9 protein-coding genes are annotated in these 12,536 nt (G+C 40.8%); 6 read left to right on the top strand and 3 right to left on the bottom strand.

The annotated features are described in order from the left end of the window. The first annotated feature begins 69 nt into the window (after positions 1–69). Positions 70–1,071 (top strand): UDP-glucose 4-epimerase GalE, encoded by a 1,002-nt coding sequence (gene galE / locus FRX54_RS05110; protein WP_146461721.1) that lies wholly within the window; start codon positions 70–72, stop codon positions 1,069–1,071. 15 nt (positions 1,072–1,086) lie between these two features. Then, the gene (gene traF / locus FRX54_RS05115) at positions 1,087–1,431 is read left to right on the top strand and encodes a conjugal transfer protein TraF (protein WP_146461723.1); all 345 of its coding nucleotides are present in this window, start codon (positions 1,087–1,089) and stop codon (positions 1,429–1,431) included. A 74-nt stretch (positions 1,432–1,505) separates the two neighbouring features. Here traF and FRX54_RS05120 read toward each other — a convergent pair whose 3' ends face one another. Together FRX54_RS05120 and FRX54_RS05125 are read right to left on the bottom strand one after the other, a co-directional pair. Then, the gene (locus FRX54_RS05120) at positions 1,506–2,540 is read right to left on the bottom strand and encodes a M42 family metallopeptidase (RefSeq protein WP_146461725.1); all 1,035 of its coding nucleotides are present in this window, start codon (positions 2,538–2,540) and stop codon (positions 1,506–1,508) included. Next, positions 2,537–5,059 carry a bifunctional 2',3'-cyclic-nucleotide 2'-phosphodiesterase/3'-nucleotidase gene (locus FRX54_RS05125; protein ID WP_146461727.1) on the bottom strand — a complete coding sequence of 841 codons (2,523 nt, stop codon included), beginning with the start codon at positions 5,057–5,059 and terminating at the stop codon, positions 2,537–2,539. The genes FRX54_RS05120 and FRX54_RS05125 overlap by 4 nt, the downstream gene beginning before the upstream one ends. Positions 5,060–5,243: 184 nt before the next feature. Between FRX54_RS05125 and FRX54_RS05130 the strand changes: the two genes are divergently transcribed. Further along, positions 5,244–7,463 (top strand): bifunctional (p)ppGpp synthetase/guanosine-3',5'-bis(diphosphate) 3'-pyrophosphohydrolase, encoded by a 2,220-nt coding sequence (locus FRX54_RS05130; RefSeq protein WP_146461729.1) that lies wholly within the window; start codon positions 5,244–5,246, stop codon positions 7,461–7,463. A gap of 5 nt (positions 7,464–7,468) precedes the next feature. After that, positions 7,469–7,912 carry a D-aminoacyl-tRNA deacylase gene (gene dtd, locus FRX54_RS05135; RefSeq protein WP_146461732.1) on the top strand — a complete coding sequence of 148 codons (444 nt, stop codon included), beginning with the start codon at positions 7,469–7,471 and terminating at the stop codon, positions 7,910–7,912. Between the two features lie 15 nt (positions 7,913–7,927). Here the strand turns inward: dtd and treR are convergent, their stop codons facing one another. Next, positions 7,928–8,638, bottom strand: a complete 711-nt coding sequence (gene treR / locus FRX54_RS05140; protein ID WP_146461734.1) for a trehalose operon repressor — start codon at positions 8,636–8,638, stop codon at positions 7,928–7,930. Positions 8,639–8,814: 176 nt separating this feature from the next. Here treR and treP point away from each other — a divergent pair, with 176 nt between their 5' ends. Both treP and treC read left to right on the top strand, forming a co-directional pair. Then, on the top strand, positions 8,815–10,776 hold the full coding sequence (treP, locus tag FRX54_RS05145; protein WP_146461736.1) for a PTS system trehalose-specific EIIBC component: 1,962 nt from the start codon (positions 8,815–8,817) through the stop codon (positions 10,774–10,776). Positions 10,777–10,878: 102 nt separating this feature from the next. Beyond that, on the top strand, positions 10,879–12,501 hold the full coding sequence (gene treC / locus FRX54_RS05150; protein ID WP_146461738.1) for an alpha,alpha-phosphotrehalase: 1,623 nt from the start codon (positions 10,879–10,881) through the stop codon (positions 12,499–12,501). The last annotated feature ends 35 nt before the right edge of the window (positions 12,502–12,536 follow it).

Raw genomic sequence — 12,536 nt, forward strand, 5'->3', positions numbered from 1 at the left:
AGTTCTTTTAGTTGAAGAATTAGGCTTAAATGAGTATAATGAAAGTAAAAGTATTCAAAGGAGAAATAGATGACAGTATTGATTTTAGGTGGAGCAGGCTATATCGGCTCACACATGGTTGATCGTTTAATTGAAACTGGAAAAGAAAAGGTTGTTGTCGTTGACAACTTGGTCACAGGTCACCGTGCAGCCATTCATCCAGATGCTCTGTTTTATGAGGGAGATTTAGCTGATAAGATATTTATGCGTCGTGTCTTGACAGAAAATCCAGATATTGATGCGGTGATTCACTTTGCAGCCTATTCTTTAGTGGCAGAATCTATGGAAAATCCGCTTAAGTATTTTGATAATAACACGGCTGGTATGGTTAGTCTATTAGAAGTGATGAATGAGTTTGGCATTAAAAATATTGTCTTTTCATCGACTGCTGCAACCTATGGTATTCCAGAAGAATTACCAATCAAAGAAACAACGCCTCAACGCCCAATCAATCCGTATGGTGAAAGCAAGCTCATGATGGAAACCATGATGAAGTGGGCAGATCAAGCTTATGGGACAAAATTTGTTGCCCTACGCTATTTCAATGTGGCAGGAGCTAAGCCAGATGGCAGCATTGGAGAAGATCATGGTCCAGAAACGCATCTATTGCCAATTGTCTTACAAGTGGCTCAAGGAACACGTGATAAAATTATGATTTATGGTGATGATTATAATACACCAGATGGTACCAATGTCCGTGATTATGTGCATCCTTTTGATTTGGCAGATGCTCATATTTTAGCTGTGGATTACTTGCGTTCAGGGAATCCTTCGTCAGCCTTCAATCTCGGATCGTCAACAGGATTTTCTAATTTAGAAATTCTTGAGGCAGCTCGTCAAGTGACGGGTCATCCGATTCCAGCTGAGATGGCAGATCGTCGCCCTGGCGATCCAGATACCTTGATTGCTGAGTCAACTCGAGCGCGTGATATTTTAGGATGGAAACCAGCATTTGATGACATTAAGAAGATCATTGAAACAGCTTGGGCTTGGCATTCTAGTCATCCAAAAGGTTATGATGATCGTGATTAGAATAAAGGAGATGACATGAAAACTTTTGCAGAAATTGTTAGTAACTTCAATCCTACAACTGTGGAAACTCTCCAATCAAAGTTTGTCCAGGGTGAAAAAGTAGTGCTTTTCTTAGGTCGTGCGACCTGCCCTTATTGTCAACGTTTTGCTCCTAAATTGGCCAATGTCGTTGAAGCAGATGGTCTGACTATTGATTTTATCAATAGTGAAGAGGCAACTCAGTTAGAGTCCATTCAAAACTTTCGTCATCAGTACGAGATAAAGACAGTTCCAGCACTTTTGGTTGCAGAAAATGGTCAAGTTAAGGTGGTTTGTGATTCTTCTTTATCAGAAGACGAAATTCGTACTTTTATTGGATAACATAGAAAAACTGACTTGATTAAACAATCAAGTCAGTTTTTAATAGAAAGGCTAGGGTAACTGTCCTAGTTTTTTTATTGACTGAGAGAGCTATTTAGATAGGTGTCAATCAATTGTTCGGTGGCTTGAATTGAGTCTAAGTGTGTTCGCTCGTAAGCATGACTTGATTCAATACCAGCTCCTAAGAGAGCGTGTCGCACCTCAGCACCAGCAGCCATAGCAGCAGACGCATCACTTCCATAGTAAGGATAGATGTCTAACTGATAAGGGATTTGGTGTTTGTCTGCTAGTTGAACCAAATGCTGACGCAAACTAAAATGGTATGGGCCAGAAGCATCTTTGACGCAAATTGATACAGAATATTCATCTGTAGCTTGATCATCACCAATAGCGCCCATATCAACAGCCAAATATTCGACTACTTCCTTGGGGAGACTAGAGTTTGCTCCATGCCCAACCTCTTCAAAACTAGAAAAGTAAAAATGAGTGGTGTAGGGAAGAAGCGTGTTTTCCTTGGCATAATTTTTTAATAAATTAAGTAAAATGGCAGCTGATACCTTATCATCTAGGTGACGTGATTTGACAAAACCACTAGTGGTCACTTGGGTACGGGGATCAAATGAGATAAAATCTCCAACCCGAATCCCAAGAGCCGCGGTTTCATCAGCAGATGTTACTTTTTCATCCAAACGAACTTCCATATTATCTTGGTTGCGTTCCAATTTGCCTGAATCTCGGTAAACATGGACACTGGTTTGATGTAGGAGAATGGTACCGCTGATTTCTTTACCATTTTGGGCAAGATGAACGGTGCAATTTTCTCCCTCAATCGCATTGTAATTAAAGCCACCAACTAAGGCGATTTTCAAGCGACCATCTGGCTTAATGGCTCTAACCATGGCTCCCAAGGTATCCAGATGAGCAGTGACTAGGCGATGGTCTTTTTGATTGTGACCTTCTAGGCTAACGAGAACCCCATCTTTGGCAGTGCGTTTAGGATTATAGCCAAGATGAATTAACTCTTCAACCAAATAATCCATAATGGATTTGGTATAGCCTGTTGGTGAAGGAATACTAGTTAGTTTGGTTAAGTAGTCTAAGGTTGTCATTTATTGTCTTTCTTTTTGTAACCAAATTTTGTGGCTAGACCAATCAAACTTAATCCCATGACTTGAAGAAGGGCGGATGTACTTGTACCTGTATTTGGTAGGCTGTGTTTTTCAGCTCGTGAATAATTAACAGGTTTAGCAACGTCTTTACTTGAACTTGTCTGATGTGCAACTAATGGTTGTTTTTCAAGAACAACCCCCAGGTTTGTCATAGGTGTCTTAGTTGGTTTTCCTGGAGTTGTTACGGTTGTTTGGTCTTGTTTTGGCGTGCTAACTTCTACAGCCTGTTCTGGAGTTTTGACTTCCACACTTGGTTTTGGAGTGGTCGGTGTGTTTTCTGTATTTTCAATCACTTCTTCAGTCACAGTTTCTTGTGGCTCAAGATAAGTGAATCGGAAAGTACCAAAACCTTCTAAACTGTTTGGTTCTAAATAGCTAATGCTTTGATCGGTACCAAGTAAGCTCTTAGCATAATCAGCAGTTCTAAAGCGTAAATCAAGTCCCTTGATAGTGTCAGCAAAACGCCAGTTATTGTCAGCACTTGGGTTGATCATTTTCTCAGAAACGATGTAGTTGATAATGGCTTGGCGATTTTCCAAGTTAAGGATGCGGTTTAGACTCGCATTTTTCACACCAGGGAAAGTACCGCTGGCACGGTAGTTGTTAGTGACTACAATAAATTCTTGTGCGTCGTCAATTTCTTTACCTTGGTAACGAAGATTTTTCACACGGTTAGCTGTTTCGTTAACCAATTTACCATCACGGTCATATTTGTTTGGTTGAGTGATGTCATATTCATAAGTCAAACCGTCAATGATGTCAAAATTATAGGTACGGTAGTCAGTATTAACCAAATCTTGTGGTTCAGTTTTGTTTGGATCCACTTGGTTGAATTGACCAGCAGACATTTCTAACCATTCACGAAGGTCAGCACCTGTTACTTTAAGAATAGCAGTGACATTGTCATAAACATAAAGGTCAGCAACATTTTTGATTGCCAATGGTCCAGCTGGGATGTCTGTGTAGGCTGTTGGATCATTACGGGCTCCAGCCTTAAATGGTGCAGCAGCAGAAAGGAGTGGCAATTCTCCTTCAGGAGTACCAGCTAGTTCTTGTTTAACATACCAAAGTTGAGCATTATTAACGATTTGAACAGATGGGTCATCTTGAACAAGGGCAAAGTAGCTGGTGATTGGAGCAGTTGTTGTTCCGACTTGTTGACGAACATAAGCAACTGTTTTGTCATGTGTTTCTTGAGCCATTTGAACAAGTCTTTCATCAACGACTTCTGACTTGTTATCAATTTTACGTAGGCTACCTTGGCTCAACTCTTTATTGACTTGCCATTTACCATCAGTGTAAGTCACATTAAGATCAATGACTCCTAGACGGTCGCCGTATTTACCAGCCATGACAACAGGTGTTCCATTGATAGTTCCCTTTTCTAGGTCAACACCTGCAAATTGGCCATAATAACTAGATGGAAATTCTGCGTGAGAGTGTCCTGTTACAAGCGCATCAACACCTTCCAGGCTAGCTAGTTGGTAGCTGACATTTTCTTCTCCAACGGTGTATTTTTCATCACCGATACCTGAATGGGCAGTGACTAAAACGAGATCTGCCCCAGCTTCACGCATGGTTGGAATCAATTCTTTAACGGCTTCAACAGCATCACGAACAAGAACTTTACCTTCAAGATTAGCCTTGTCCCAGTTCATGATTTGTGGTGGTACAATGCCTGTAATGCCGACTTTAAGTGAAACCTTTTTGCCGTCAACATCTGTGAAAGTTTTGGTGATGACATCATAGGTTTTAAAAAGAGGTTCGTTGGTTTTCGCATCAATGACATTGGCATTGAGAATAGGTAGTGAAGAAGCTCCTACTACGCTCTTTAAAAATTCTAAACCGTAGTTGAATTCATGGTTACCGATATTGGCAGCATCATAATTTAATAATTCCATAGCAGCATACATAGGATGTTTTTCCCCTTCTTTGACAGGGTCAACTGTCGCTGCATAAGTTCCTAGTGGTGTTCCTTGAATAGTATCTCCACTATCGACTAGGATTGTATTGTTATTTTCAGCCTTGGCTTCGTCAATTAGGACAGAAGTTTTTGCCAAACCGATATTTTGTGAGGTTTTATCTTGGTAGTAGTCGTAGTTGATGAGGTTGGTGTGGAGGTCAGTTGTCGAGAGAACACGAACATTGACATTTTGCCCTTCAACAGGTGCTAAATCTTCAGTTTCAGCTTCGGTAACAGCCATTGTAGTAACGACAGGCTCTGTTGATGTATTTTCTTCTGTCACAGGTGTGTCACTGTCTGTACTAGCCGTTGAACTTTCAACTACTGGACTAAGGTTATCAACTGTTTCAGCGGTAGTGCTCATTTCATTGGTAACAGATGTAGGTGGTGTCGTTGTATCCGTTGTTTCTTGAGCTTGAACCAACTGGCTTGCTCCCATACTGGCAGCTACCAAGGATAAGAGTAAGGCACTCTTAGATAGATAGTGTTTTGACATATAAAGCCTCCTTAAAATTTTCTTAACACCTCTATTTTAATCCTAAATGACGAAATTAGCAACTACTTTTTAGAAAACGATTTCATTTTTTATCTGGTCTTGATTTTTGGCAAGAATAACATGATTTTTTAGCACAAAAATGGTAAAATAATCTATTATCATTAATTTGGAGGAGCCAAGGGCAATGGCAAAAGAAAAGAATTTAACAGGACAAGAGGTTGTTGCGTTAACAGCAACTTACTTGAGTGAAACAGACGTTGCTTTTGTTGAAAAGGCCATGAATTATGCGGTAGCTGCCCATACAGGTCAATTTCGTAAGTCAGGTGAGCCATATATTATTCATCCAATTCAAGTGGCGGGTATTTTGGCAAACTTGCATTTGGATGCGGTAACAGTGGCCTGTGGCTTTTTGCATGATGTGGTAGAAGATACTGATATTAGTCTGGATGATTTGGCGTTTGATTTCGGTCCAGATGTTCGTGTGATTATTGATGGTGTGACCAAGCTCGGTAAAGTCGAGTATAAATCTCATGAGGAACAGTTGGCAGAAAATCATCGTAAGATGCTGATGGCGATGTCTAAGGACATTCGTGTGATCTTGGTAAAGCTAGCTGACCGTTTGCACAATATGCAGACCCTTAAACACTTGCGTAAGGACAAGCAAGAGCGTATTTCGCGTGAAACCATGGAAATCTATGCTCCCTTAGCTCATCGCTTGGGGATTAGTCGCATTAAATGGAAATTGGAGGATATGTCGTTTCGTTACTTGAATGAAACGGAATTTTACAAAATTTCCCATATGATGAAGAAAAAAAGACGAGAGCGTGAAGCCTTGGTTGAAGAAATCGTTGGTCGGATTACCTCTTATACCAATGAACAAGGGCTTTATGGCGAAATCTATGGTCGTCCCAAGCATATCTATTCCATCTATCGTAAGATGCGCGATAAGAAAAAACGTTTTGACCAAATTTATGATTTGATTGCCATTCGTTGTGTCATGGAAACGGCTAGTGATGTCTATGCCATGGTCGGTTATATTCACGAACTTTGGCGTCCTATGCCAGGGCGGTTTAAGGATTACATCGCAGTACCTAAGGCCAACGGTTACCAGTCTATTCATACCACAGTTTATGGCCCCAATGGCCCGATTGAGATTCAAATTCGGACTAAGGACATGCACCAAGTGGCTGAATATGGTGTGGCAGCCCATTGGGCTTATAAAAAGGGCATAACTGGCAAGGTCAATCAAGCTGAACAAGCTGCTGGCATGAACTGGATTAAAGAGTTGGTTGAATTACAGGATGATTCAAGTGGTGATGCGCGTGAATTTGTAGATTCTGTTAAGGAAGATATTTTTACTGAACGCATTTACGTTTTTACACCAACTGGAGCTGTCCAAGAATTGCCAAAAGATTCTGGGCCAATTGACTTTGCTTATGCCATTCATACCCAAGTAGGTGAAAAGGCAACAGGAGCTAAGGTCAATGGGCGTATGGTGCCTTTAACAGCTAAGCTTAAAACAGGCGATGTGGTGGAAATCATCACGAATAGTAATTCCTTTGGGCCGAGTCGTGATTGGATTAAAATTGTTAAAACCAATAAGGCCAGAAATAAGATTCGCCAGTTTTTCAAAAATCAAGACCGTGAGTTGTCTATCAATAAAGGCCGAGAGTTGCTAGTTGCTTATTTTCAAGAGCAAGGCTATGTGGCCAGTCGATTTTTGGATAAAAAGCATATTGACATGATCTTGCCTCGCTTGAGTGTCAAAAGTGAGGAAGCTCTGTATGCAGCCATTGGTTTTGGCGAACTAAGTGCCATTAGCGTCTTTAATAAATTGACCGAGAAAGAGCGCCAAGAGGCTGAACGAGCTAAGGCCAAGGCAGAAGCCGATGAGTTGGTCAATGGCGGCGAAATCAAACAAGACAATCGTGAAGTCTTAAAGGTGCGTAGTGAAAATGGCGTCATCATCCAAGGGGCAAGTGGCTTGTTAATGCGGATTGCCAAGTGTTGTAATCCCGTTCCAGGTGATAGAATTGACGGCTACATTACCAAAGGACGTGGGGTAGCGATTCACCGTAGTGACTGTAACAATATCAAGAGTCAAGACGGCTACAATGAACGTTTAATCGAGGTCGAGTGGGATGGTCAGGATACGCATAAGGAATATGTGGCAAACATCGATATTTATGGGCTTAACCGTAGTGGGCTTCTCAATGACGTTCTCCAAATCCTATCGACCAGAACCAAGAGCATTTCTTCGGTCAATGCTCAATCTACTAAGGATATGAAATTTGTCAATATTCACTTGAGTTTTAGCATCCCGAATCTAGCTACCTTGATGGCTATTGTGGATAAGATTAAGGTTGTGCCAGATGTTTATAGTGTGAAACGAACGAACGGGTAAGTAAGATGAAAATTATTGTGCAACGTGTCAAAGCTGCCAGCGTTCATGTGGCAGGACAAGAAATATCAAGCATTGACCAAGGTTTACTACTTTTGGTTGGTATTGGTCCTGACGATAATCAAGATGACTTGGCTTATGCTGTTCGTAAGTTGGTGAATATGCGAATTTTTACTGATGAGGCAGATAAGATGAATCGATCCGTTCAAGATATTGGCGGTCAGATTTTATCGGTGTCCCAGTTTACGCTTTTTGCCGATACTAAAAAAGGCAATCGCCCAGCATTTACAGGAGCAGCCAGTCCAGACTTTGCCAAAACATTTTATGAAACGTTTAATCAGCAACTCTCCCAATACGTTCCAGTTAAAGCTGGTATCTTTGGTGCTGATATGCAAGTCAGTCTGGTTAATGATGGGCCAGTGACCATTATTTTAGATACAAAAAACAGGTAAGTTAATTTACCTGTTTTATTTTTTTCGTTTAGCAAAATCAACAAATTTGAACTTGTCGAGCTTATGTCGGCTTTCAGTAAATTGAAATTGTTGACCATCAGCGAGAAATACTTTGGATTTGACAGAAACGACATGCTGATCGCCATGTAAATCAAGATAAATCTGATCGGTAGCTGTCACTGGCTCAATGGTGATTTCTTTTTGAGCGTAAGCAATATCTAGTTTTAACATGTGTTCTAAGTAGGCATAGATAGAATATTGGGCAATGTCTTTATTGATATTTGGTACCAGTTGCTTATCCAAGTAATCAATATCTAATACGGAAGCGACCCCATCTACCTGTCTTTGACGAGTGATTCGCCAAATGATTGCCTTGTTGGTAAAACCAGTTGTTTGAGCTTGCTTATCATCAAGGATAACCTTGTCCAAACTGATGACTCGTGTTTTTGAAGGCATGCCTAGATGTTGGACTAATTCTTGATAGCTGGTCAATTCAGAAATTGGAAATTGAATCTGCTGTCTGTGAATGACCTTAGTGCCCACACCTTGTTTGCTTTCAACAAGGCCAGCCTCATTCAACAGGCGAAGCGCCTTTCTGATGGTGTCACGACTGGCTGAATAGGTTTTAGTTAGGGTCAATTCGGAAGGTAAATACTGACCAACAGGATAGTGTTGTTTTTTAATCTTATCCTGTAAGTCCTTAAAAATGATTTCGTATTTTTTCATTTGTTTCTCTCAATGATTACTTGTCTGTTTTTTAGCAGACAAGAGTTTTATTTTACCAAAAAAATGATAAAAAATAAAGCATACAAGTTGCATACAGAAATAAAATCGCTTACAATAGGGTTAGAAGTAACTTTATAGACCATTTTTGGTTGTTAAAAAATATGAGGAGTCATCAAATGGGAAAATTTGAAAAAGAAGCCAAATTACTGCTTGATGCAGTAGGTGGCAAGGATAATATTTCTGCTGTATCGCATTGTGCCACACGGATGCGTTTTGTGTTGTTTGACGATAGTAAAGCTAATGTAGCAGCGATTGAAAAAATTTCAGCCGTTAAGGGTACCTTTACAAATGCAGGACAGTTTCAAGTCATTGTTGGTAATGACGTGCCAATTTTTTACAATGACTTTACAGCCGTTTCAGGTATTGAAGGGGTGTCAAAAGAGGCAGCTAAGGCAGCAGCCAAGAGTAATCAGAATGCTATTCAACGTGTAATGACCATGTTGGCTGAGATTTTCACGCCAATTATTCCAGCCATTATCGTCGGTGGTTTGATTCTAGGTTTCCGCAACGTCCTAGAAGGTGTACAATGGTCATCTCTAGGGGGTAAAACCATTGTTGATGTATCGCCATTTTGGAGTGGTGTCAATCATTTCCTTTGGTTGCCAGGTGAGGCCATTTTCCACTTCCTACCAGTTGGGATTACTTGGTCAGTAGCACGTAAGATGGGAACCACTCAGATTTTGGGAATTGTCCTTGGGATCTGTTTGGTTTCGCCACAGTTGCTAAATGCCTATGCCGTAGCAGGCACACCAGCTAAAGAGATTGCAGAAAACTGGGTGTGGAACTTTGGTTCGTTTACTATCAACCGTATTGGTTATCAAGCTCAGGTGATTCCAGCCCTTTTGGCAGGTCTATCACTATCTTATCTAGAAATCTTCTGGCGTAAACGCATTCCAGAAGTGGTATCGATGATTTTTGTGCCATTCTTGTCTTTGATTCCAGCCTTGATTTTGGCTCATACGATCTTAGGACCATTTGGTTGGGCAGTTGGTAAAGGTTTGTCAGCGATTGTTTTAGCAGGTTTGACAGGTTCCTTGAAATGGTTGTTCGGCGCAATTTTTGGAGCTCTGTATGCACCGTTTGTTATCACAGGCCTACATCACATGACCAACGCGATTGACTCACAGTTGATTGCTGATGCAGGTGGTACGGCACTTTGGCCAATGATTGCCCTATCAAATATCGCTCAAGGTTCAGCCGTACTAGCTTACTACTGGATGAATCGTAAAAATGAACGTGAAGCACAAATTTCGCTGCCAGCGACCATTTCAGCCTACCTTGGGGTAACTGAGCCAGCTCTTTTTGGGGTCAATGTCAAATACATCTACCCATTCGTAGCCGGGATGATTGGTTCAGGTCTAGCAGGTTTGTTGTCAACCATGTTCAATGTGACTGCTAATGCCATTGGTATCGGTGGTATTCCTGGTATCTTGTCAATTCAGCCTAAATACATGCTTGCTTTTGCAGGTATTATGTTGGTGGCGATTGCCGTACCATTTATTCTAACCGTATTCTTCCGTAAAGCTGGTATCTTAACTAAGGTAGAAGATGCTGCAATGAAACTAAGTCAGGAAGAAGCAGTTGCCGAAGCTAAAAAAGAATCTACTTCAGTGGGGCATCTCGTTGACTTGTTTAGCCCAATGGCAGGTGAAATCAAGCCTTTGAGTCAAGCAACAGATCCAGTTTTTGCTTCAGGTGTGATGGGGCAAGGGGTTCTTATTGAACCAAGTGATGGTAAAGTTGTTGCGCCATTTGATGGAACGGTGTCAGTCTTATTCCCAACCAAGCATGCGATTGGTTTAGTATCCGATGCAGGAGTAGAAGTGCTGATTCATATTGGTATGGATACCGTTAGCTTGGATGGCAAAGGCTTTGAAGCTTATGTCAAACAAGGTGAGCGTGTCGCAGCAGGTGATACCTTAATTAACTTTGATTTGAATGTGATTAAAGCTGCAAATCTAGTTAGTGAAACACCAATTATTGTAACCAATCAAGAACAATTCCAACCAGATGTTGTTGGTCAACTACCTCGCCAAATTAAACGTGGCGAAAGCTTGCTAACAGCTAGTCGTATTTAAGTGATTAGCTAGCATTTAAAAAGAAAGAGGGTCAAGATGTCGATAGTGGCTTCGCCATATCGCCTTGGCCCTTTTGAAATGAATAAGGAGAAAAATACAAACATGGCATTTGATAAAAGTCAGGTAGTTTATCAAATTTATCCCAAATCTTTTAAAGATACTACTGGAAATGGCGTCGGAGATTTACTAGGCATCATTGAAAAACTTCCCTACCTCGCCGAATTAGGAATCGATATGGTCTGGCTCAATCCGTTTTATCCTAGTCCACAACGGGATAATGGTTATGACATCTCAGATTACAAAGCAGTCAACCCCCTTTTTGGCACGATGGCTGACTTTGAAGAGATGATTGCCAAAGGTCGAGAATATGGCATTAACTTTATGTTAGACATGGTACTCAACCATTGTTCAACGGAGCACGAATGGTTTCAAAAGGCTTTAGCTGGCGATAAATTTTATCAAGATTTTTTCATTCTCCGAGATGAACCAACAGATTGGGTGTCAAAATTTGGTGGCAACGCTTGGGCACCTTTTGGTGATACTGGCAAGTATTATCTTCATCTATTTGATAAAACCCAAGCTGATCTCAACTGGCGTAATCCCCATGTGCGACAAGAACTGATTGATGTTGTTAATTTTTGGAAAGCAAAAGGGGTCAAAGGGTTTCGTTTTGATGTGATTAACTTGATTGGTAAAGATGAAGTTTTAGAAGATTGCCCAATCAATGATGGCAAGCCAGCCTATACTGATCGTCCGATTACTCATGATTACCTTCACGAACTTAATCAGGCAAGTTTTGGCACAGAAGAAGGGTTTATGACAGTAGGCGAGATGTCAGCAACAACCATTGAAAACTGCCTACTTTATACAGCCCCAGAACGAGAAGAACTCTCTATGGCCTTTAATTTCCATCATCTCAAGGTGGATTATGACCAAGGTCAAAAATGGACGATTAAAGCCTTTGATTTCAAGGAACTGCAAGGACTTTTCCACAGTTGGGGACAAGAAATGAGTGAGGGAAATGGTTGGAATGCTCTCTTTTATAACAACCATGACCAGCCACGAGCCCTTAATCGCTTTGTTGATGTTAAGAACTTCCGTGAGGAAGGAGCAACCATGCTGGCAGCGTCAATTCATCTCTCACGAGGGACACCCTACATCTATATGGGCGAGGAGATTGGTATGCTAGACCCTGATTATGATAGCATGGCTGATTATGTTGATGTTGAAAGCATCAATGCCTATCAAATGTTATTAGAGAAAGGTTTATCAGAAGATGAGGCTTTTGCCATCATCAAGGCCAAGTCCCGTGATAATTCACGCACACCAATGCAATGGGATAGTAGTAAGCACGCAGGGTTTTCAACCACGACACCATGGCTTAAGGTCGGTAAGACCTATCAAACCATCAATGTGGAAACAGAAAAACAAGGTAAAATTTTTCCTTTCTACCAAGAGTTGATTCGCTTGCGTAAAACCATGCCTTTAATTGTTGAGGGAGAATATCGGGCTGCTTATGTCGATAGTAATGAAATCTACGCCTTTGAACGTCATTTAGGGCAAGAACAGTTACTGGTGTTGAATAATTTCTTTGGTCATGACGTGACAGTAAATCTTTTGACAGATTATCAAAGTGGTCAAGTGCTTTTAAGCAACTATTCAGATGTGGTTTTAGGTGAAAAAATAACCTTGAAACCTTATCAAACCCTGGCAATTTTAAATTAAAAACGGTCAGTAATTGAAATTTTTGATAAAATAGG

Origin of the sequence: Streptococcus sp. sy004, from assembly GCF_007859205.1 — a bacterium.
Taxonomy (GTDB): Bacteria; Bacillota; Bacilli; order Lactobacillales; family Streptococcaceae; genus Streptococcus.